General features: G+C 37.0%; 17 protein-coding genes. 8 read left to right on the forward strand and 9 right to left on the reverse strand.

What is annotated here, in order from left to right; translation table 11 throughout:
* Nucleotides 1–150: 150 nt before the first annotated feature.
* From ybaK to recC, 4 genes are all read right to left on the reverse strand, one after another.
* On the reverse strand, nt 151–612 hold the full coding sequence (ybaK, locus tag Q0794_RS03110; RefSeq protein ID WP_298940059.1) for a Cys-tRNA(Pro) deacylase: 462 nt from the start codon (nt 610–612) through the stop codon (nt 151–153).
* A 93-nt stretch (nt 613–705) separates the two neighbouring features.
* Entirely contained in the window at nt 706–2,817 is a 2,112-nt protein-coding gene (recD, locus tag Q0794_RS03115; protein WP_298940061.1) for an exodeoxyribonuclease V subunit alpha, read from the reverse strand.
* The gene (gene recB, locus Q0794_RS03120; RefSeq protein ID WP_298940063.1) at nt 2,814–6,683 is read right to left on the reverse strand and encodes an exodeoxyribonuclease V subunit beta; all 3,870 of its coding nucleotides are present in this window, start codon (nt 6,681–6,683) and stop codon (nt 2,814–2,816) included. Before recB ends, recD begins: the two co-directional genes overlap by 4 nt.
* A 2-nt stretch (nt 6,684–6,685) precedes the next feature.
* The gene (recC, locus tag Q0794_RS03125) at nt 6,686–10,123 is read right to left on the reverse strand and encodes an exodeoxyribonuclease V subunit gamma (RefSeq protein ID WP_298940065.1); all 3,438 of its coding nucleotides are present in this window, start codon (nt 10,121–10,123) and stop codon (nt 6,686–6,688) included.
* 396 nt (nt 10,124–10,519) lie between these two features.
* On the opposite strand from recC, the gene Q0794_RS03130 reads away from it, so the two are divergent.
* The 5 genes from Q0794_RS03130 to Q0794_RS03150 all read left to right on the forward strand — a co-directional run bounded on the left by Q0794_RS03130 (nt 10,520) and on the right by Q0794_RS03150 (nt 14,045).
* Nucleotides 10,520–10,783 (forward strand): hypothetical protein, encoded by a 264-nt coding sequence (locus Q0794_RS03130; protein WP_298940067.1) that lies wholly within the window; start codon nt 10,520–10,522, stop codon nt 10,781–10,783.
* Nucleotides 10,784–10,862: 79 nt separating this feature from the next.
* Nucleotides 10,863–11,477, forward strand: coding sequence for a PIN domain-containing protein (locus tag Q0794_RS03135; RefSeq protein ID WP_298940069.1), 615 nt, complete (start codon nt 10,863–10,865; stop codon nt 11,475–11,477).
* Nucleotides 11,478–11,503: 26 nt separating this feature from the next.
* The gene (locus Q0794_RS03140) at nt 11,504–12,475 is read left to right on the forward strand and encodes a hypothetical protein (RefSeq protein ID WP_298940071.1); all 972 of its coding nucleotides are present in this window, start codon (nt 11,504–11,506) and stop codon (nt 12,473–12,475) included.
* A 903-nt stretch (nt 12,476–13,378) separates the two neighbouring features.
* Nucleotides 13,379–13,750: a type II toxin-antitoxin system RelE/ParE family toxin gene (locus Q0794_RS03145; protein WP_298940073.1), complete on the forward strand. Its 372-nt coding sequence runs from the start codon at nt 13,379–13,381 to the stop codon at nt 13,748–13,750.
* The gene (locus tag Q0794_RS03150) at nt 13,740–14,045 is read left to right on the forward strand and encodes a DNA-binding transcriptional regulator (protein ID WP_298940075.1); all 306 of its coding nucleotides are present in this window, start codon (nt 13,740–13,742) and stop codon (nt 14,043–14,045) included. The genes Q0794_RS03145 and Q0794_RS03150 overlap by 11 nt, the downstream gene beginning before the upstream one ends.
* Before the next feature lie 1,186 nt (nt 14,046–15,231).
* Here the strand turns inward: Q0794_RS03150 and Q0794_RS03155 are convergent.
* Entirely contained in the window at nt 15,232–15,771 is a 540-nt protein-coding gene (locus tag Q0794_RS03155; protein ID WP_298940077.1) for a PEP-CTERM sorting domain-containing protein, read from the reverse strand.
* 412 nt (nt 15,772–16,183) lie between these two features.
* On the opposite strand from Q0794_RS03155, the gene Q0794_RS03160 reads away from it, so the two are divergent.
* Together Q0794_RS03160 and Q0794_RS03165 are read left to right on the forward strand one after the other, a co-directional pair.
* Nucleotides 16,184–17,137 carry a DnaJ C-terminal domain-containing protein gene (locus tag Q0794_RS03160; protein ID WP_298940079.1) on the forward strand — a complete coding sequence of 318 codons (954 nt, stop codon included), beginning with the start codon at nt 16,184–16,186 and terminating at the stop codon, nt 17,135–17,137.
* Complete coding sequence (locus tag Q0794_RS03165; RefSeq protein ID WP_298940081.1) at nt 17,134–17,466, forward strand: chaperone modulator CbpM; 333 nt, start codon at nt 17,134–17,136, stop codon at nt 17,464–17,466. Before Q0794_RS03160 ends, Q0794_RS03165 begins: the two co-directional genes overlap by 4 nt.
* An 849-nt stretch (nt 17,467–18,315) precedes the next feature.
* Here Q0794_RS03165 and glgC read toward each other — a convergent pair.
* Both glgC and Q0794_RS03175 read right to left on the reverse strand, forming a co-directional pair.
* A complete protein-coding gene (gene glgC / locus Q0794_RS03170; protein WP_298940083.1) occupies nt 18,316–19,578 on the reverse strand; it encodes a glucose-1-phosphate adenylyltransferase in 1,263 nt (420 codons plus the stop codon).
* A gap of 549 nt (nt 19,579–20,127) precedes the next feature.
* On the reverse strand, nt 20,128–21,075 hold the full coding sequence (locus tag Q0794_RS03175; RefSeq protein ID WP_298940085.1) for a LysR family transcriptional regulator: 948 nt from the start codon (nt 21,073–21,075) through the stop codon (nt 20,128–20,130).
* A gap of 93 nt (nt 21,076–21,168) precedes the next feature.
* Here Q0794_RS03175 and Q0794_RS03180 point away from each other — a divergent pair, with 93 nt between their 5' ends.
* Complete coding sequence (locus Q0794_RS03180; RefSeq protein WP_298940086.1) at nt 21,169–22,107, forward strand: EamA family transporter; 939 nt, start codon at nt 21,169–21,171, stop codon at nt 22,105–22,107.
* Nucleotides 22,108–22,338: 231 nt separating this feature from the next.
* Here the strand turns inward: Q0794_RS03180 and Q0794_RS03185 are convergent, their stop codons facing one another.
* Nucleotides 22,339–22,593, reverse strand: coding sequence for a hypothetical protein (locus Q0794_RS03185; protein WP_298940088.1), 255 nt, complete (start codon nt 22,591–22,593; stop codon nt 22,339–22,341).
* A 437-nt stretch (nt 22,594–23,030) separates the two neighbouring features.
* Nucleotides 23,031–24,296, reverse strand: a complete 1,266-nt coding sequence (gene glyA / locus Q0794_RS03190) for a serine hydroxymethyltransferase (RefSeq protein WP_298940091.1) — start codon at nt 24,294–24,296, stop codon at nt 23,031–23,033.
* Between the last annotated feature and the right edge of the window lie 45 nt (nt 24,297–24,341).

Genomic DNA, 24,341 nt, shown 5'->3' on the forward strand with positions numbered 1-24,341 from the left:
TAGAAATTTTCAGCGCGATGCTAACACAGAGTGATTTAGAAGATCTGATCTATTTAATAGAAAGTCATTCTTTGTATGATAAAAATCAAAAACGTAAAAATCACATGCCTTACATTCAAGTAAAGAAACGTTTAATGGTTATGTTAATGGTTACGTTAATGATACAAAATTAGCCGACAATATTGAGGCCAGATCCTTTGCGGCTAATTGAATCTCTAATCCTCTTTTACCTGCACTGACATAAATAGTTTGATGTTCAGTGGCTGTCACATCAATCAAGGTCGTTAACTGCTTTTTCTGTCCTAATGGGCTAACACCGCCTAACACGTAGCCAGAAGAACGGAGTACATCGTTTTTATCTGCCATCTGTCCTTTTTTACCTTTCAAGGCAGTCGCGACTGCTTTTAAATTTAACTGCTGAGTGACAGGTAAAACCGCAACGACCAGTTGTTTGTCGACGTCTACTACTAAGGTTTTAAACACTTGCTGTGCATCAACATTCATTTTTTCAGCCGCTTCTAAACCGTAAGAAGCATGCTTTTTATCATGTTTATACTGGTGAACCTCAAATGTGATTTTATGCTTTTCAGCTACTTTAATCGCAGGAGTCATAATCTGTATTTACCTTTATTTATTAAATCTACTTTCACTTACCTAACAAAAGACTGTTTAATGCTTATCAAAAAACAGTTTCATTTGAGTCGCTTACTGCAACGTCAGGCGCTCTGTTAAACGGCTATTTCGACTTGCTCTGTTTCTCACAGAGCTTGCCACTAATGATAAATCAGCGATTAATGTTAACTGCTTTTTAGCACGGGTAATGCCAGTATAAATTAACTCTCTATTCATCACTGGTAAGGCGTAATCAGGTAATGCTAACAACGTATGCTTAAACTCAGACCCTTGGCTTTTATGCACGGTCATCGCAAACACCGTTTGGTTTGCAGGTAGTCGACTTGGTTGGAAGTCTGCCACTGAGCCATCAGGCATCACAAAATACACTCTTAATTGACCGGTTTGATCTTGCAAACACAAACCAATATCACCATTAAACAATCCAAGGTGATAACTATTTTCAGTCACCATTACGGGACGTCCAAGGTACCATGTTTGTGTTTGGTCAAATCGTCGAGCTAGCAAACCGGCTTTTTGCAATATCTTTTCACAACGTAAATTTAAGCTATCAACGCCCCACTCTTGCTCTCGTGTTGCACATAATATTTTAAAATCATTAAAACGTTGTAACAGCTGTTTTGCATGCTCTCGGTTATCTTCATTGATCGTCGGTAGATCCGATAAATAAGGCCCGTAACCTTCAATCACTAATTGTTCAAAGATAGCCTCACTGTCTGCATCATTTAAATAATGATTCAAATCATCATATTTAGCGCATAAGGTCGCTAATTTAGCCGCGGTTACGCCACCTTTATTGATTGCTGAAGCGAGATAACCAATGCCTGAGAACTGATCAAAACGATAACTTTTTTGCAATAAACATAAATTATCAGACATACTTACTTGCGTATGCTTTACTTGTTCTAATAAGCAATCAAACCCTGTTAAATCGACTAATTGCTGCGCCTTTTGTTGGCTATAACCAGATTCAATAAACGAGCAGATATCGCCTAATACTGCACCCGCTTCAACGGAAGCTAATTGATCTTTATCGCCTAGCAAAATTAAACGCGCGTGATCAGGCAATGCACTGAGCAATTTTGCCATTAGCGGTAAATCAACCATTGACGCTTCATCCACCAGCAGCAGGTCTAGCACTAACTTATTATGTTCATTGTGACGAAAATGCGCACTGTTATTCCGTACACCTAATAACCGATGAATGGTACTCGCATCGGTAGGAATATGTTGTGCGACGACGTTATCCAAAGACAAATCAGATAACGCATTGGTAATCGACTCCGTTAAACGTGCCGCCGCTTTGCCGGTTGGGGCAACCATTTTTATAATCAAGTCAGGCTGTGCATGTAACAAGAGCGCCAATAACTTAACAACGGTGGTGGTTTTACCGGTACCTGGACCACCAGAAATAACACAACGGGCAGACGTTAATGCCAAAGCCGCACTTATTTTTTGCCAATCACACCGTACATGGTTAGCAATCAAAGAGGCTAATGGCGCTAAGTCATCTGCTGATGTTGCCTTGTTAAACACGGTTTGTACCGATGGCCAATTTACGCCGGCATTATCGATAACATCTAAGTACTTTTCACACAAACCTTGTACAGATTGAGTCGTCTCATTTTGCCATGCTTGCCATAAATATTGGTATTGCGGTTTGAATAGCAGCTCTAAATAATCTTTACTTTCATCACTTACATGCACTGCGATAGGTTGTAATAATTTGTCTGAAATAAGCTGTTCAAATTCAGCATAACGCGCCATAAATAAAGCGTCATATTGCAATCGTAAAGGCGCATCGTCACCGCAACACAGGCTGTCATTTAATAAAGCATGTGTTTGTTGAAGCTCATGGAAAATACAAGATATATGCAAACGTTCGCTTTCAGCTTGAGAATCTAAACCTAATTGCAAACAATGTTGATGAAATAAATTACCTATTTTATCGATGGGTAAACAAATATGCCCGCCACCAAGTTGTTGACTGACCAATGCCGATGCTAATTGCATTAAATTATCAGCACCTAACTGCGCCATAAATTTTGCAAAGTGAAAATCAATAGGACGAATTTGTTGATTTGTCTGCCATTGTTTTAACAGAGTGAGCATGTCACCTGTTTTTGCAGCATCAAGCTCATGACTGCTTATTACCGAATCAAGACTATTTTTAGTATCACTCATGACAAATCCTCTAACAATTGTTGTGCACTTAATTCGCCACTTAATAACTTATCTAATTTATCAATTAATTCAAAAGCCGGTTTAATAAAATAAGACCCCGCGTTTTCTTCGCCTTGCATCCCTCGCAAGAATGTATAGAACACGCCACCAATATGTGTTTCATAATCGTAATCATCTAAACGTGATCTTAATAAACGATGCAATGCCAATGTGTAAAGCTGATATTGGAAATCATAACGATGCTCAATAATCGCCTCTTCCATCGCAACATCACTGTAATTTTGCAAGCTATCACCTAAATAATTTGATTTATAATCCAATACAAAATATTGCCCTTGGTACTCAAAGGTTAAATCGATAAACCCTTTCAACATACCCTGCACTTGGTTGAACTGTAATAAACCAGCACGTGCAGATAAAGGATCATAATGCATAATCAGCTTATTAACCGAGGACGCTTCAATCGGTTGCATCGGAATAAAGAACTGCATCTCTACTTTCTTTTGTTGTTCACTTAACTTAGACAACGATAATTCAGGGTATTCACTCGCCACTAAACGATGATCTAAAATATGAGATATCCAGTCGCTAACAATCGGTGCCCACACTTCTACTGGTTCATAATTATTAATCGTTAAGCGTTCTGTTAGCCACGGAATAAGTTTATCCGCAGGACTATCTTGAAAGTCGATCTCTTCGAACAGTTCATGTAAAAACGTACCGTGTTTTGCGCCACGTGGAAAACTAAACACATTATGCACAGGTGCTAAAGGATCTAATGGCAGCGTTGTTAAAGAAGACTGAATCAATAATTCATCTGTTGCTTTCACACTTTCCTGTGGAATTTTCTTCGTATTTTTATCTTCAATCGTAGGGGCAGTATGAAATCGAGATAAAGCAGAGTAACTGGTTACCCACCAATTTTTCTCAATCGCACCCGTAAACTGTTTAGGGGCAATTAACTGTTCAGGTGACTGACTCAAGGCTTGATAGGTTTCAGTCAATAAGGCAGGTGTATGACGCAACCCGATATTCTCAGACATATCGCATACACCTTGTAATAAGCGTTTTAAGTTTTGGTCATCGCCCGCTTGTAGCTCTTCACCTGCTTTAATCGATAAATAACCCAACGCGCTTTTGGTTAATGGCGTTGCTTTAGAGCGCCCTTTTTTATACGGGCCAATCCCTAAATAACAACGATACACACTGCGTGTTAACCCAACGTATAACAGACGAATGTCTTCTGCTAATAACTCTTTCGCAGTCAGCTCTTTATTCGCCTCGTCCGCTTCTAAATCAAACACTAAACGTTGTTGGCTATCGTGAAATAAACATTCTTTAGGCTCACGATATAAACCACTGAACGGAATAAATACAATGTCGTATTCCAACCCTTTAGATTTATGTAAGGTGCTCACCTGCACGAGTTCTTTTTCACTTTCTAAGCGTTGTTTCTGTTCGCCTTGCTCGTTTTTAGCATTGCTAATTTGCTCGCTAAACCAACGTAACAAAGCAAAGGAACCTTCATACACCATGCTATTTTTTTGCAGTAATTCAGCAAGATGTAATAAATCCGTTAAGGCACGCTCACCTTGATTTTGGGCTAATAATTTAGCGCTAATACCCTGCTCATGAAAACACAGCTGTAACATCACTAATATGCCGCTGTCTTCCCACACGGTTTTATAACGCGCAAAGTCAGCAATTTTCGCTTCCCAACTCGCGGTATCAGAAAAAGTAGTATGGATTTGATAAGGCGTTAGTGAAAATAACTTACACGCGATAGCAGAACGCAAATAACGTTCGTTACTTGGGTGTAAACAGGCACTCAATAAGCGTAACAAATCCTGCGCTAAGGTACTGGCAAACACACTTTCTTTAAGTGACAAATAAACACTGTTAATATGTTCTTCTAACAGTGCTTTACGAATAATATTCGCTTCATTACCCGTACGCACTAACACTGAAATATTATTGGCCAAAATAGGCGATTTATTACCTTCAATGTCTTCTAGATAAGCTTGATCTTGCTGCGCTAATAACAATAAAGCTTTAATCTCATTCACTGCGGCTTGTGCGCTTGCATATCGAAAGGCATCACTGCTTAAACCGCCATTAATATGTAAAAACTGTAATGCCGTTTGTTGATCATCATCAGGATTATTAACCACTAATTTCTTACGTTTTATTGGCGGTGCTTTTACAGGATGAAAAGGAATGTCTTGATCATAGATAAAAGGCGCAATTTTATGTTCAAAGAAACCATTCACAGCATCAATCATTTCAGCGCTAGAACGGTAGTTATTATCCAAGCTGTAATGGGCGGTTACGGCGTTACGCGCTTTCATGTAAGTGAAAATATCAGCACCACGGAAACTGTAAATAGCCTGTTTCGGGTCGCCAATCATGAATAGACCCGACTGATTAAATTGCGTGATTTGTATTTGGTCATTATCAGCAACGTCAGTCTCGCCAGTATCATCAGCATCGCTTTCTGAATTAGCGGCTTGATCAGCATAGATCGTATCAAAAATACGATATTGTACTGGGTCCGTATCTTGGAACTCGTCTATCAAGGCAATCGGATATTGTTGTTTTATTTGTTGACCTAAATGCCCTTCTGCAGACACTTGCAATGCATGGTCTAAACGCGTTAATAAATCATCAAACCCTAATAACATGTGCTGTTGTTTAGTGGTTTGTAAATTATCTCTTATCCAATGCGTTGCTTTAATTAACAAGGTATTTTTGATTGAGATATCTTGCTTAAGCAGATCTTCAATTAACACAAAGGTCGTATGTGTGGGTGCTTCACCTTTTTTGGTTTTAGTATGTAACTCTTCCTGTGAAAATTTAACTAAGTTTTTAGGCAAAGTTAAATCCAAACTATCCGACGAAGCCCAATCACTGACTTGATCAAACCAATTCGGTAAATTCTTTTTGCTGTAACTGCGTTTATCAACACCGGAATGCGTAATGATATCTTGGTAATCATCTTTATCCGCGTTCCAAGCGTGTTTAACTTCTGCAATCGCATTTAAACTTTTTTCATATTTACTTTGGAAATCAAAATCAGTAATCGCAGGAATAAACGTTAAATCATTACGTGATAACCATTGCTGTAATTCAGATTTTAATGCCGCAGGGTTCGCCCAATAACTGTAAATCACTTTCGTTAATGGTGTAGATAATTGATAGAAATGCGCGCGCCAAAAATCATTACAAGCCTGGCTTAAAATATCAGAGTCGTCTTCTAATAACGTTTGTTGAAATAAACTGCCCGATTCAAAGGCATTTTGTTGCAACATACGCTGACAAAAACCGTGAATGGTGAAGATAGATGCTTCATCCATTTGTAATTCAGCAAAACGTAACAAACGAGTATCATGTTCAATATTAATGCTGTCTTCAATCAATTGCTGACAATAAGCATCTTTGCTCGACCCTGCGATAAACGCCAAACGTGTTTCACGAATACGCTCACGAATACGGCTTCGTAATTCCGCGGTGGCTGCTTCTGTAAAAGTCACCACTAATATTTTATCAACAGTTAAGGGACAATGATGCGCAGTTTGTGTCGTTAAATCTGAAGTGCTGTCAGTTTGTTCACCATGCTCTTGTTTGCCGTGCCCTAACGCTTGTTTACCATGGCCTAATAGGAGCCGAATAAACAAGCTGGCAATAGTATAGGTTTTCCCTGTTCCCGCGGATGCTTCAATTAAACGACGGCCAAACAATGGGAACGTTAGCGCATCTAAAGGCGTAACTGAAATATGACTGCTAGCATCAACATCCGTACTTTCACTTTTGCTTTCGAGATTAACAGCATCAAGGCTAAGGTCGAGGTTTAGATTTTCTTCTGCCATGATTATTCTCCACCCCATTGTTCGTAAATTAAATCATTTAAATTGCATAATAATGGCATAAATACCTGTAACGCTATCGACTCAAACTGTTGCCAATGATCGTCAATATTTTCAAACACGCGATTAATATAAGGGTCATTTGCTTCCGCATAACCACGACTATTATTAAACACTTTTAACGCCGCTTGTTGGCCAGCGCCACGTGTTTCAAAACTCAACTCATCCACCACAAACACATTCGGTTGTAATTTACACACGGCTTCACACCACTGATAAGCACTTTCAACAAAGAAAGGGAGCGCTTGCTGTAACCCTTGTTGATATAACGCCAATAATTCAGTTAAACGTTGATGTGCATAATCCGCAGGGATCTCTTCAAAATAATGACCTTTAGTCTGACCAAACAAAGTCGCATTAAGGTGTTGACCATGGACGATGCAATAACTTAAATGCTCAACCCATAACTTCAACAAATCTTTACCTTTAATATTGCCCGGCTTGATACGCACTAGGCCATTTTCGCAATGGTCATCAAGCGCACCGACTAAGCGTTTTTGATCAAAGGGAATATCGACATTTATCTGCTCAATATCTCCTATAAAATAACCATGGTAAACGCCCGCTAAATCCATCATGACTTGTAAGTCTTTATTAAAAATTAGCGTCGCAAACTCACCGACAGGTAATTTACCTTGTGCTTGTAAACCAACATATAAATCATTCAAGGCTTGGTCATCAAGTCCATTCTCAAACTGTTGTTTTTTGAGCATGTATTGCTGCAAATTATCCAAAGCAAAGGGTTCATCATTTTCTTGATCAATATCGTCAATCTCAAAATAAACATTTAAACCTTGGTTAAAAAACGCCCGACAAGGATTTTGTAAAAACCGAATTAATGACGTTAACTCAACCACTTCATTTTGCAGTAAAGGCAACGGCTGATTTATGTCATCTTGATCCGCTGACGGTTGAGAAATCGCTTCCCACAAGCCCTGCTGATAAGTGACTTGTTTACCTTGAAAATATTGCTCACTGAAACTTTGCATTGGATAATGATGCGTAAAAGCAGACAACAACTGTTTCTCTAACGCGCCATTCTCCATGTTTAAATCAACTTGGCTGCTTAACCTAAAACTTTGTTGAATATAGTTAAGTAACTCACTGACTAATACACTCGGCATTTTTTCACTGTTATCACTGATATCTTTACCAATGTAACTAATATAAAACTGCGATTGTGCCGATAACATTGCTTCTAAAAACAGGTAACGATCTTCATCTCGGCGCGAACGGTCACCACGTTGTCGATGTCCGACCATTAAATCAAAGCCCATCGGTAACAATGAACGCGGATATAATCCATCATTCATGCCCAACAAACACACCACTTTAAACGGAATAGATCGCATCGGCATTAACGTACAAAAGTTCACTTGTCCGGCTAAAAAACGTTGGCTATTAGATTGATTCGATAAATGCTCTTGTAAATATTCCACCAACACCATTAACGATAAAGGTTGATCAAACTTAGCCTGTGCCGTTTGTTCCACCAGCGTTTGCATTTGTTGACGAATTTGACTGAACAACACACTGTTATCTTCGTCTTCTAAATAGAAGTCATCAATCAACTGATTAATAAACAGCTGCCATTCAGCACAACTGACTTCTTGGTTTAAGCTCGACTCTAAAACAATTAAGGTATCAACAAACTCAATAAAGCGGCCTAACAAGTCCCCTTGTAAACCTTGCACTTCATCGTAAGGCGCAATACCTTCAAACAACTCATCACTCATGGCATAACCGAGCAACATACGTTTTAAACCAAACAACCAATTATTCTGCGTTAACGCGGGTAATTCCCATTGCGTCGCCGACTCATTATTTAATCCCCAACGAATACCACTTTCAGTGATCCAATGTTGTAATAAATCAAACTCAGCTTGCTTAATACCAAAACGATTTAAAATCGCCGGCACTTCTAACAGCGCTAGGATATCTTCACGGGTATAACGACTTTGTTGTAGATTTAATAGTTGTAAAAAGCTCGCTAAAATCGGATTTTCTTGTTGTGCACTGACATCGGAGATTGAGAACGGAATCGACACACTACTGCCAGAACGACTAAACACCGCTTCAACATAAGGTGCATAAGCATCAATATTCGGTACCATCACAATAATATCTTTAGGCGTTAAGCTTGAATCTTGTTCAAACATTGCCAACAAACTATCGTGCAACACTTCCACTTCACGCATCACACTGTGGCACACATGTAGGCTGATTGAGTTGTCATCATCGGCCACTTCAATGCGTTTTGATACATCATTTAGCGTGGTTAATGAGCTATCACTTAACTCTAAAATATCCGCCTGAATATTATGTAATAAACTATCACGGTCGATATCCACAAAGGCATCAATCTCTTGCTGCTCTAAACTGTATAATTGGTATAAAAAGTCACGTCCCATTTTACCCATAGACGCAAGCAATGGATTACCGACTTCACTTTCCACATCGCCACTACTCGCCCACGCTAAATGTTGTTCATCCTTCTGCCAACTAGTATCCGTTAAGGCATTCACCTCACCCGCTTGCACATTCACCTTAGGGCGAGACTGCGCAAAACGCTTCGCTAATAATTTAGGGTCAACAATATCGCCCCAATAAAAACGACAAGGATTGGTTAATAGAAAATGCACATCACAGTGTTCGCCTAATCCCAGTAACGCCTGTAAATAAGACTCAGGCAATGAAGAAATACCAAACACAAAAATACGTTTAGGCAGATGCGTGAGTTGATCAGTGGTTTTAGTCGATAACGTACTTAAAAAGTCTTGGTATAAACCCGCACGGTGATACGCCTTACCTTGAGATTGAAAACCTTGTTTAATACTCTCCACCAATAAACGCCACAACTTCGCTTGCCAAAGGTGGGTATTCAACCATTCAGGTTTTAAATGTTCTAAACTCACTTGGCTGTCTTGCAGGGTTTCCCAGTTATCAATCCATTCAGGGCGATACACTAAATATTGGTCAAAAATATCGGCAATTTTACCGCTTAACTGAAAACGCTTACGCAGGTGTGTGTCATCCTGCAGATAATCTTTTAAGGCACTGAAATCTTCATCTTCTAAACAATCAGGCAACAACTTCATTATCTGCCAGGTCATCGACTGTTTATTAAACGGGCTGTTATCCGGCACATCTTGCAAAACATGTTTAAACTGCTGCCAAATAAAACTCGCTGGCAATGGGAAATCAATATTCGCCGCAATACCAGTGGATTGTGCAATCTCTAATTGCAACCATTGCGCCATCCCCGGGCTCTGTACTAATACCGTTTCATTTTCAAAGGGATTACTTAAGGGTGATTGATTGATCAGCGCCAGCAATAAGTCTTTAAGCAAACTGATTTGATTAGAGTGATAAACTTGAAACACACGCACCACCTTTTAAGAGAGTTGTTTTTTATTGTTTTTTTTAGCTGTTTATTATACTAGCCCTAAAATAACATAACTATGATTAGAGTAATCAATAGAGTGAAGAATAAAGTAAATTTAATCATTGGTTTGGGGTGAATTAATAATCTTCTTTAACCGTTGCTTGTAATTTAATTCAAAAATGAAATTGTTTCTTAAAAATACAGCGTCACCTACCTTAAACTGTTTTTTATAAATGTGAAATCAGCCCCTTATCTAATGATAAAGGTTTTAGTAATGATACTAATAGATTGATTAATTTGCTAAATTTCATACTAGATATCAAATTTAAATAAAACAATTAATTTTATCTTTATAAAAATTCAGATTTATACCAGTAAAAGGAATTCTTACTCAATGCAAACCATTGATCTTAAAACCAAAAATACAAAAACAATTATTGCAACTACATTATTTTTATTTTCAATAAGTACAAACGCAAATGAAAATAGAGAATGTAATATAAAAGGGAATATTTCCTATAATACTGGAGAGAAAATTTATCATGTAAAAGGTCAGAAATATTATGAAAGAACAAAAATAAATGTGAATAAAGGAGAGAAATATTTTTGCTCTGAAAAAGAAGCTAGAAAACAAGGCTGGCGAAAATCAGAGAGCTAATTAACAGTAATCTTAAAAATAAAATATCATTAAAATTACAGTATTAAATATCGTATTAGAACAAAAACAAGGAGCCGTTTTGCGAACTAATTATATTCTAATAGATCTTGAAAATGTACATCCGAAAAATTTAGCCATCTTAAAAGGACGAGACTTTAAAGTAATTGTTTTCGTTGGTGAAAAACAATCAAAGCTATCTTTTGAACTAGTCGATGCAATGCAGAGTCTAGGTGGTAATGCCAAATACATAAAAATTAATGGGAATGGCCCTAATGCTTTAGATTTTCACATTGCCTATTATATTGGAAATATTTCGGCAACAGATCCAAACTGCTTTTTCCATATAATTTCAAAAGATACTGGATTTGATCCTCTAATTAACCATTTAAAATCAAACAACATATTGGCTCAAAGAGAAATCGAAATAACTGAGATTCCTTCTCTTAAATTAACACATGCAATCTCAGTTAATGAAAGAGCGGATTCAATTATTCACCACTTAATATCTAGAGGAAATGCAAAACCTAGAACAGCTAAATCTTTAATAAATACAATTATATCTTTATTTTCTAAAACCTTAAATGAGAAGGAATTAAATGAAGTTTTAAATGAACTATTAAAAAGAAAAGTTATAGCAAAAAGTGGAGAAAAAGTTACATATAAATTACCTAAAAAAGGCACTATAAAGGTTTAAAGCAGATAATTGTGAGGAGGATTACCATGAATAAAAACAAGATATTCATACCAAGTAAGGATTTATATATACCTAATGAGCAATATTTTCCAAATTCATTTAACCCTTTTTCAATTCAAAAAAGTGGAGGTGATTATGAAAATAGATTTATTGAATATCCCAAATCGATTCACTGGCTTAAGTCGTTAGGCATCAGGTTAACCAATACTAGATATGAGCATTACTTTAAATCTATGGATGTTGAAAAAAGAATATTTACTTTCGATTCACATGAGGAAGCGAATGCAGATTATTTCAACTCTTTAAGAGAAATAGATGAACTTAATTGGATTTATGAATCTTTTTCTCAAATTGAAGTAACTAATGACATAAAACTATTATTAAAAAAATTGGTTACAGGGTCAGACTTTCGCAGAGATGATAAATCTAATAGTCATGGTAGAAATACATCTTTTCATTTGAGGATGGCTGGATATTTTGCTAGAGCAAGCATATTTTCCGATGTTGAGAGTCCTTGGGATATTTCTGCTGAGTACCTTGAACGAAAAATCGTTGTTGAGGCAAAAAGAGTCTCATCACTTAAAAAAGTGAAAAGTAGAATAATCGAGGCTAAATCACAAATACATAAACATTCTTTACACTCCGATAATTCTAAAGCTTTCGGCATAATAGCTATCGACCCGTATGAATTTATGTTTAATTATGCAGAAGTAAATACGTTTAAAAATTATCATGATTCTACTGAAAAGATAAGAGAGTATTTTAGATCATTTGTTCAAACAAGTTTTATTGAACAGGCAAAAAAAAATATCAAAACTAGTAAAGCCAAAGTACATTTGATTTGGATAAATGCAATAATCCCATGCTATTTTGAAGAAGAAGGCTATTATCTAACTCGTTTTCAAAGTCAACTTTTACCAATGAAATCACCACATACAATTGATGGATTATATTGTCAGAATTTAACGGATTATTTATCAAAATATTTCATGTCTTGATCATTTAATTTAGCTGGGTAGAGAACGTAAAAGGACAGTGAAAAAGCACTAGAAAGCTACTTATTTAAATTAAATATATCAAATAGTTACAATAAAAACCTTGCTCAATATGGCTACATCCCCTCTCCCCGTTGAGTTTTTCTGAATGAATGAGTGCCTTTAGCAAGCTAAGGCATGGATGCCGTTGCTAGCTCAGTTCGCCACATGGACGTGGCGTATGAGCGGTGCGTTAAGAAGGTAGTTATTTATTCAGATTAAAAAACGAGTTGGGGCGAGTTTCTTTTGGTTCTGTTTTCTTTGTTCGTATAAAGAAAATGAACTCGCCGACAGGGCGAAACCTCAGTAAAGAATCTACTACAATGTCCGAACGAGCGCAGACGAGCTAAAAGAAAAAATCGGCTACAACTCCCCCACCGTTGAGCCTCTCAAAAATCAAAACCTTTCAGCAAACAGTCATCAATACATTTTTAGTCAATATCATTGCCTGTATTCCTGCACAAAAAAGTACAAGACACCTATTAATTTTGATAGCTAAAAAACACAACTTTATCATACAAATTGGTCTACTTTATTAGGGTTAAAATGCTCACTCTACGAAGGGATATAATTTGCCAAAATTGAATAAGTACTCTGGGAAGTAATTTTAAAACGATTTTTCCTAATTATTTAAAAGCAAAAAACTAAAATCTCTGCCACTTTAAGTTATCAAAAACAATAAAATATATTTCAACTAGTATTATTTATATCGCAATGCACATATTACTTAAATTCAAGAATTCAAGAGCGGTAATAAATGAAGATAAGTCTTTAATCAACTCTGTTACCACCTTATTTTTACTCTTATTGAATTCAATTTTTATATAAGTTTATTTACATTGAAAACATACCCTACTGGAGTATACTTTGATCTATAAAACCAAGGTTTTTGCTTCTTTAACAAAAAAAGAAGCTTTATCTGATAACGATCTTATTAATGCCTGTAAAGAAATGAGCCAAGGGCTTTTTGATGCAGACTTAGGTGGTAGTGTTTATAAAAAACGTATTGCTGCTGGTAATAAAGGAAAAAGTGCCGGCTACCGAACCATTATTGGGGCTGTTATCAACGATAAATATTTTTTCTTATACGTCTTTGCCAAGAGTGATAAAGCGAATATTAACTCTAAAGAGAAATTAGCACTAAAAGAGTTAGCTAAAGAATTTCTGGGATTTGATAAGAATGCTCTAAAAAAACTTGTCAATGATGGCGAACTTATTAAGGTAGAAAATGATGAGTGATATTTTAAAAGCGGTACATAAAACAGCTAAAGGCTTACAGAAATCTGGTTCGATAGATAAAACCACTATGCGCAAGTTTGATGCACTTTGTTTAACTAGTGTGCATGAGTTTACACCAGATCAGGTTCGAGCACTCAGACTTAAAAATAAACTTTCTCAACCCGTATTTGCTCGTTATTTTAATGTGAGTGATAAGTTAGTAAAGAAATGGGAACAGGGAGACAGTAAACCAAGAGGTGCGGCCTTAAAAATGCTATCACTCGCTGAAAAAAAAGGCCTTGATATTATAGCTTGATCAAACACAAACTAATGGGGTCGGGCCTTTCATTTTGAATCATATTTCAAGATAAAAAATCTGCCCTGCAACTTGAAAATGCAGCCCCAAATTATTAAAGCAAGCAACATAAAATGGACTAAAGTACTGAAAATTTACTCATTGAAGTAAGCAATATCAAATAGTATAAAAAAGTGCTAGACACCTATTAACTTTGACAATCAAAAATCACTAAGAATAAGAAATAAGCAGGCTAAAGCCAGCGCCCCAAAATAAAAAATCGAATATGAGAACATTGCTCAATATGACTACAACCCTCCCACCGTTAAGTTTTACCGAATCATTCATTGCTTTTAGTAAATCCAAACAGGATGTTTGCCTTAGGCTCGTTCTGGCCATTAATGGCTAGCAAGAGCCGGTGCGTTATAAAAGCAATTGATTATTTGGAATAAAAAGTGATTCGGTGGCCAGTCTTTTTGCTACCTTTTTCTTCTGGCAAGGAAAAGATGGTCGCCGACAGGGCGAAAACAATGTAAATAATCTACTAAATGACTGGATGAGCGCAGACGAAAATTAAACTAAGCAATATTAATTCATAATACTAAAAACCTTACTCAATATGGCTGTAACTCCCCCACCGTTGAACTTTCGCAAATTCTTCATTACTGTATCAAATCCAAACGGGACGTTTTACTTAAGTTCATTCAGCACATGGATATGCTATATGAACTGGTGCGTAATAAAAGCAATTGACTTTGACTATTTGGAGCAGAAAGTGATTCGTGGCCAGTATTTTTGAGTTATTTGTAGGTATAGCGTCTCTTCTGGTAGAGAGAAAGTAAAGTCGCCGACAGGGCGAAAACACTCTCAATAAACATCAAGCAGACTAGACAAGTACAGACGAGCTAAAACAGAAAGCAGTGACTATTAAATATGAATAGCAGATTAATCAGCTTTATAAAATTTAAAAGAATGAGTGAATGGTAGTCATTACTAAAATGTTGTAATAGTAAATTGTTAATAACACTAAGAGGATTCTATCTGTAAGTCATATTTGAGATTGTCAAGGGTAAGCCATAAAAAACTACCTCTTAGTATGTAAAGCTACATCACTAAAAGATAGATTTATTATGAATATTGTTCAAATGTCATTGTGAGATCAACTTCGCTTTCCACTACTGCAGGCTTCAGCAATAAATAGTTCTATTTACACTTTCTTACGTTTAAATAAAGTGAGGCCAGCTAATGCTAATACGAAGAGAGCTAGACTACCAGGTTCAGGAACTGCAGCTGATGTTTGATTATCAAGCGTTAACGAGTACAAACCATCATAGTTTAAATTAGCAGTAAATGAAGCAACCCCTGTCGTTCCAGAATACAAATATCCACTTCCAGCGCCTAAAGTGCTGATCAAATTACTAGAGCTGTCGAACAAGCTGATTGAAGTTTCATTAAGAACAGCATCAAATAATAGATATTGGTAGACATTATTGAGAAAGTTCCCCGTTAATACACCATTATATTTAGCTGCTGGAGTTGAGATGCAAGTGCCGTTACATGCTGTAACAACACCCGCATTGAGTATCAAATCTTGACTTGCAAAGTGATTAGTTGCGACAGGGCTATCTTGAGTAAAGCCAGTTCCGCTAAGATCAAAATCAATATAAATTGGTGATGCATTGGCGCTTCCGGCAAAAATAATCGAGATTGTTGCCACTGCGAGTATGTGTTTTAGTATCTGTTTCATCTTACTATCCTATTAATGTTTTATTTTCAATATTACACATCAGCAATTACCATACCAATTAGGTAGTTGATTGATTGGTAATTGTTTTTTATTTTTTAAACCTCAAATTAAACTATAAATGTAAATAATACCGACACTTTAGACAAAAAACATGAGTTTAAAGCTTTTTTTGTTTCATCATTGATTCAGTTACTCACCCAACTACGAAAATTTATTGTTAAGTTTTCTCTGATAATAAATTTCTTTCAGTAAAAACACAGGACCTTTGGTTTAAAAATAGTTCTTGTGTTCCCCACACTTTTAATTTTTTTAAATAGATTGGTTTGTGTAATAAACCGATAGTCAAAATTCAATTAAGGCGTAAACTTAAAACACGTTTCACACGTTTGTGATTTTATTTTTAGGTTATTTTATGGAATTCAAAGATTATTATAAAATACTCGGTGTCAGCAAAAATGCTGATGTTAAAGATATTAAAACAGCTTACCGAAAACTTGCCAGACAATACCACCCTGACTTACACCCTGAAGAAGGTGGAGGTGACAAATTTAAAGAAATCGCTGAAGCTTATGAAGTATTAAAAGACGCGGGGAGAAGAGCAAAGTTTGATGAGATCCTTGAATATGGCGATCAATCCAATCAAGGATTTCAGCCACCACCTGGGTCACAACAAAATAATCATGCTTATCAAGGTGACCCGCGTGCTGATGCCCACTTTTCTGACTTTTTTAATTCCATATTCAGTGGCGGATTTGATCAATCGCATTTTAATGGAAATGGTCAACAGCATCATGCAAAAGGACAAGATGTTGAAACAGAATTAGCTGTTTCATTGCAAGAAACTCTGCATCAACATATTAAAACAGTTCACTATCAGTTGCCTGTTTCCGAAGGTGGAAAAGTACGTCAGATTAAAAAACAGTTAAATATAAAAATACCGCAAGGTGTCATTGATGGGGAACGTATTCGTCTTAAAGGGCAAGGAAAGCCAGGTTATGGCGGAGGCGAACCAGGCGATCTTTATCTACATATTCATGTAAACAGCCACCCTCTTTTTGATGTAAAAAAACAGGATTTAATATTAACGTTGCCACTTACACCTTGGGAGGCGGTACTGGGAACGAAGGTTACCGTTCCGACACTCGATGGCAAAGTAACGTTGACCATCGCGGCGAATACGCAATCAGGTACAAAATTGCGTGTTAAAGGTAAAGGCTTAAAAAGAAAAGATAAGTTGGGCGATCTCTATGTCATCATTAATGTGATTATACCGCCTCTCAGCAACGATAAAGCAAACCAATTATGGCAAGAGCTTGCGAAAAATTCAGCTTTTGACCCTAGAGTTTCATGGGGAGAATATTTATGATGCGAAGATTAACAGTCATTTCACTCAGTGAATTATGCCAATTAGAACGAATTGAAAGTCATCATATTATTGAAATCGTTGAGAACGGTATTGTTAAACCTATTACTAAGACTAACAACACTGATGCTACCGATAACAACGAGAAGTCTGATTGGGAGTTTGAAACCTCAAGTGTTTACTGGATAAAAAAGGCAGTACGATTGCACCAAGATTTAGAAATTGATTGGCTGGCAGTTGCATTACTGATCGATCTCATTCAGCAGAGAGATGCATTACAAAAAGAAAATGCATTTTTTCAACAACAATTGAGTCGATTTACAGAGTATTGATGATGTGAGAATAGTAAACGAGGAGCTTTTAACTTCTCGTTACTTTTTTTAATAAGTTTTGTTAATAAACTTGCATCTTTACTAGGTTAAAGATAAACAAGCAGGCTAAAGCATGCGCCCCAAATTAAAAGATCTCCTGTAAATAATACCTGGTATCATCAGCTCAATTTTAATGGACCCATTCTCTAGTTCACCAGATTAAAACCTGAAAACAAGCAGGCTAAAGCATGCGCCCCAAATTAAAAGACCCCCTGTAAATAATATTTAGTATCATCAGCTGAATTTTAATGGAACCCATTATCTAGTTCCCCAGATTAAAACCTTAAAACAAGCAGGCTAAAGCATGCGCCCCAAATTAAAAGACCCCCTGTAAATAATATTTAGTATCATCAGCTGAATTTTAATGGAACCCATTCTCTAGTTCACCAGATTATAACCTGAAAACAAGCAGGCTAAAGCATGCGCCCCAAATCAAAAGAAACACTTGTAAATAATATTTAGTATCATCAGCTCAATTTTAATGGACCCATTCTTTAGTTCACCAGATTAAAAGATGAAAGCAAGCAGGCTAAAGCTTGCGCCCCAAATCAAAAGAAACACTTGTAAATAATATTTGATATCATCAGCTCAATTTTAATGGACCCATTCTTTAGTTCACCAGATTAAAAGATGAAAACAAGCAGGCTAAAGCATGCGCCCTAAATTAAAGCCCCCCTGTAAATAATATTTAGTATCATCAGCTGAATTTTAATGGACCCCATTCTCTAGTTCTCAAGACTAAAACCTGAAAACAAGCAGGCTAAAGCTTGCCCACTAACATTAAAAAAACACAAGCAAAGCATAGTGGCATTAATGTTTTAATGCCTCAATCATGGCGCTAGTGACCAAGGTAATACCTTTGTCAGATACGCGAAACCCTCTCGCAATGTCTTTATCTCTATCGTAGCCAATCGTTAACTCGGCAGGAATGCGACAATTCGCATCAACAATGACTTTATATAATTTACAGTGTTTACCAATATCACACTCAGGCATTAACACCGATTGCTCGATGACACTGTGAGAGTGCGTATGTACGCTCGAATATAATATCGACTTACGAATAGTAGAGCCTGAAACAATGCACCCACTCGCAACCGTTGAGTCCAATGCAGTTCCTCTGCGAGTCGCATTATCAAATATAAACTTAGCGGGCGGTAACTGACTTTGGTAAGTAAAAATTGGCCATGATTGATCGTAGAGATCAAATTGAGGCCTAGGTTCTATTAATTCCATATTAGCTTCCCATAATGCATCAATGGTACCTACGTCACGCCAATAAGGTGGTTTACTTGCGTCAGGATCTTGGATTGGATAAGCAAAGATATTATGCTGTTTAATGATAGAGGGAATAATATCTAAACCAAAATCATGGTTTGAAGTCGGATTGATTGCATCTTTATTTAACTGATCAAATAGAAACTCGGTATTAAAAACATAATTCCCCATCGATGCTAAACACACACCTGGTTTATTGGGCGTTTCTTTAGGGTTGCTTGGTTTTTCATTAAATGCGATCACTTTATTGGTTTCATCTACCGACATCACACCAAAACTGCCTGCAGCCTCTTCGACGCTTGCCTCAATACAACATACTGTCATATCCGCTTTATTCTCAACATGCTGTATCAGTAACTTACCGTAATCCATACGGTAAACATGGTCGCCAGATAAAATTAATATGTACTTTGGTTTATGGTTGCGAATAATGTCTATATTTTGATAAACCGCATCAGCCGTTCCTGTATACCAATCGTTTTGTTTATGCGGTGATGCAGGCAGTACTTCCACAAACTCTGATAAATCAGCCTTAAAAGTGCCCCACCCACGGTGAATATGGCTAATTAAAGAATGTGATTTATATTGTGTTGCAACGCCCACCCGACCGATGCCTGAGTTTAAACAATTAGAGAGAGGAAAATCAATAATACGAAATGTACCGCCAAAGTAGACGGCAGGTTTAGCACGACGGTCTGTCAACTCGAATAAACGACTCCCACGACCTCCGGCTAAAATAATTGCATAGGTATCTTTACTTAAACTACTGATATATCGATCATCGTTATTTAACATATTTACTCCTGCTAATTTAACTATTCACACTAACATCAAACATAAATCATTTAGCGCCTAATTATTGAAACAATCAAGCTTAATTTATGAGCAACAGAGGACCTATTGACTTGCATCAATGAAGTGAATAGGGCTAATTTAAGAGGGTTTTTATGGAAGTTATGATTAATAAAGTAATTAAGAAAAAGAAGCGTCGGCAATGGCTTAAATCAGAATAAATAATAATTAAAGTGCAGGCAGCCTAAAAGCGAATACATGCTACTTATATATACCCGTTACCATTCAAGGTGCAAAATTCAGAAAGCGATGAACTGAAAAGATGCTAGGCAGAAAAAAGAAGATCTAACGGGTTAAATCGACACTTTCTAACAACGAAGACTTTTATTTCACAGCTTGCCCTCTCGTCGTTAGCTTGAAAAGCAACTCTGCATTGCAACTTTCGAAAAGGAATTGTATTTCCTAATATTAATAAGCAATATTATAAATGTAGGTCGAATCTTAACTTCCAAGGTAACAATAAGCATGAGTATTAAGCTGACTAAGTGCAGTTTATTTATCCTTAAGTGCTTCCTCTAAAAAACTCACAAATGCTTTTAACTGGCTAGGAATAAACTTAGATTGAGGATATTCCGCAACGATATCCCCTTGATAATTCCCTAATACTTTCCAATCAGACAGTAAGGGTATCAAGGTCTTTGATTTGATCTCATTTTGTACTGAGAAATCAGGGAAAAGAGCAATACCAATGCCTTGTAACACCGCTTCTCTACGGATTTCACTGTGATTAACAATGAATGTACCTTGTACATTGACTTCCACAATCTCATTGAGACTTTGTTTTGAACTTAACGATAATGACGGTACAGCTTGAAACTTCCATTCACGATCTTTTGGGATTTCCCCGAGTACGATGCAATTATGTTGAATCAATTCGTTGGGGTGTGTGGGTGTGCCATGCTGTTTTAAATAGGCGGGTGTTGCACATAATAGTTGCTTACAGCTAGATAGCTTTTTAGCGACTAATCCTTCTATTGGGCTATCGGTAATACGAATAACAAGATCGACTTCATCGCCAATGGGATCTATGAGGTGGTCAGCCACTTTAAAGTGAAAAGACACTTTTGGGTAAAGCTTTACGAAATCCATCACCATCGGCATCAGCACTTGCCGTGACAGTGCTTTAGGGGCAGCAATACGTAACGCTCCTGTGATGTCAGTTTCATTAGATTGCGCCGCGGAAACGGCCATTTTAGCAGAAGTCAGCATGTCTCGACATTGTATAAAGACTTGCTCTCCTGTTGACGTTAAGCGCATTTTTCTGGTGGTTCTTTCTAGCAGTTTTTCTTCAATGGCCAACTCTAAACGAGCAAGGCTGCGGCTGATTGAGGATGGTGAAACACCTAGTGCTTGAGCGGCTTGAGATAAGCTGCCCGACTCAACGACTTTGACAAAAACAGCCATTTCTGAAAGAAGAGGAATAAGTTTATTAATGTCCACAGCGCAATTATCCTTGCCATTTATGAGTATTGTTTCATACAAGTTAATTATTAATACTCATCTTGTCAAAAATAATGATTAAGAAGAGCTGATATGAACACACTAAATAATACTTTAACTAAAGCTTTACCTTCAAATTCAGGGCTAATGAGCAATTTGCAAAGGTTACCAATAACCGAAATACTCCTGTTATTGGTCGCCATTTTTTGGGGAACAAGTTATGGCTTAACAAAAGAAGCACTTATTTTTACCAGCGTTTTATTGTTTATAGCAGTTCGATTCTCATTAACCAGTCTTTGCATGGCACCTATCGTGTTTAAAGAATACCGAGAAGGTAAAAATAAGGATTGGAAAGTGGCGATACCGAGCGGCATTATTTTATCCACTATTTTCTTGTGTGAGGTCTATGGGGTATCGCAAACATCGGCTTCAAATGCGGCTTTTTTGATTAGCTTATCGATTATATTAACCGCATTTTTTGAGCCTTTAATTAATAGAACCAAGATTCCATCATCGTTGTTACTGTTAGCAGTCACCTCTATTGTAGGCGTTTATTGTTTAACCAATTCAGGTCAATCAACCTTGTCACTTAATACTGGTGATTACTTCATATTGTCCGCCGCTGTTTTACGTGCGGTTATGGTGACGGTCACGAAACGTTTGTCTGAGGGAAAAGATATTACCACGTCTACCCTAACCGCTATCCAGGCATTTATTGTTGCTGTAAGCGCCCTTATATTATGTTTTATCACGCAACCTTTTGAAGCGGTCACATTACCAGCTAACAGTCATTTTTGGTTGATAATGGTTTATCTCGTGTTGTGTTGTACTTTGTTTGCTTTTTATATTCAAAACTATGCAATAAGAAAGATATCACCGACGAAAGTATCTTTATTGATGGGCAGTGAGCCTTTATTTGGCGCTTTATTTGCTGTTGTTTGGCTTAATGAATCACTTACGTTGTTACAGATGTTTGGCGGTGCGTTAATCCTTGCAAGTGTATTAATAACGTCAGTCAAGGTGAGCAAATAAGTGTTAGCTATTATTAGCTATAAATAATTATCTATAAATAGTTTGTAATAAACGGTGGGCAATAAACTGTTTACTATAAAGAGTAGGGATGAATAGTAGATAAAAGTAGTTAGATATGAACAGCTGAAAATGAACCGTTAGGGGTGAAAAATTGAATAAGTAGTTAGCATTATATTGATAAGATAATGCCTCTTAAATAGTGCTTATAAATAAGAGGCATTAAAAATTTGATTAGTTTAACGACGTAACAAGTTGAGTTTCTTTTTCTTGATTCGCTTTATGCTGGCTGATCATTTCGTTTATAACTTGGTGTACATCTTCATTTTTGCCTTCATAAAGATACGACTGCTGTTCAGCAAATCGAGGACCACCACCGCCACCAGGACCATCGTGGAAAAAAGGAGCACATCCGGTTGTTGCCAAAAGAACCACAGTTGCCATCAATAATGTTGCTTTTTTCATACCTTTTTGGATCAGTTTTTTCATAAAGTACTCCAATAAATTTAACGCTATTGCCTACTCTACAATAAGATTGTGCAAAAATTATGCAAAGATAGAAGATAACCATAATTATTTATTAGCGACTATATGTTTATTAATCAAGTACGTATCTATTAACCAAGTACGTATCTATTAACCAAGTACGTATTTATTAACCAAGGACGTATCTATTAACCAAGTACGTATTTATTAACCAAAGACATTGTTAACGACATTCTTAAATACACTCATACAGAAATATAAATACATCCAGACATAAACACAGTTAAATGTAACTAAAATAGAACGTAAATTTTAGGCAAAAAAAATCCGCACTTGTTAAACAAGTACGGATTTAAAGCAGTTAACTACGGCCTTAAAATAGTTTGAATAAGTTTTTATAACAAGCTTAACTTATCCGACTATTGAGAGTCATTTAAGACTTAAGCGTAAACTGGGTGTTCACCACAGAATTTAGCAACTTTAACTTTAACTGCTTCAATTGTTGCAGCTAGTTTTTCTTCATCTTTAATTGCATCAAGCACGTCACAAATCCAAACAGCTAGTTCAGCAGCATCAGCAGTGTTTGCACCGCGACGAGTGAATGCTGGTGTACCGATACGTAGGCCAGATGTAACAAATGGAGAACGTGGATCGTTTGGTACAGAATTCATGTTTACAGTGATGTGAGCAAGACCTAGCGCAGCATCAGCTTCTTTACCTGTGATGTCTTGAGCAATCAAGTCAACTAGGAAAAGGTGATTTTCAGTCCCGTTAGATACGATTTTGTAACCGCGATCTTGGAAGACTTTAACCATTGATTTAGCGTTGTCTAACACGTTTTGTTGGTACACTTTAAACGCAGGTTCAGCACATTCTTTAAATGCTACCGCTTTAGCAGCGATAACGTGCATTAATGGACCACCTTGACCGCCTGGGAATACAGCTGAGTTTAATTTTTTCTCAAGTGCTGGATTCGCTTTAGCAAGGATAAGACCACCACGTGGGCCGCCTAATGTTTTATGCGTAGTTGTTGTTACAACGTCAGCAAATGGTACAGGGTTAGGGTAAAGACCCGCAGCCACAAGACCAGCAACGTGTGCCATGTCAACAAACAGGTAAGCACCTACTTTGTCAGCAATTTCACGGAATTTAGCCCAATCTACGATACCTGAGTATGCAGAGAAACCAGCAACAATCATTGTTGGTTTATGTTCAATCGCTAGACGCTCAACTTCAGCGTAATCTAAAACACCTGTATCTGGGTTGATACCGTATTGAACAGCATTGTAAACTTTACCAGAGAAGCTAACAGATGCACCATGCGTTAAGTGACCACCGTGAGCAAGACTCATACCTAAAACAGTATCGCCAGGTGCACATAATGCAGCGTAAACAGCACTATTTGCTTGAGAACCAGCATGTGGCTGTACGTTTGCGTAGTCTGCACCAAATAAAGATTTAGCACGTTCAATAGCTAGAGACTCAGCAACATCAACATATTCACAACCGCCGTAGTAACGCTTACCTGGGTAACCTTCTGCGTATTTATTTGTTAATTGACTACCTTGCGCTTCCATAACACGTGGACTAGTGTAGTTTTCTGACGCGATAAGCTCGATGTGATCTTCTTGGCGTTGAACTTCATCAGTCATTGATTTCCATAGTTCTGGATCGTAATCAGCAATATTCATATCTCGGTTAAACATGTGCATCTCCTGGTAGGAATTAAAGTGTAAGTCAATTTATGATGC

The organism is uncultured Psychromonas sp., assembly GCF_947489755.1.
Classification (GTDB): domain Bacteria; phylum Pseudomonadota; class Gammaproteobacteria; order Enterobacterales; family Psychromonadaceae; genus Psychromonas.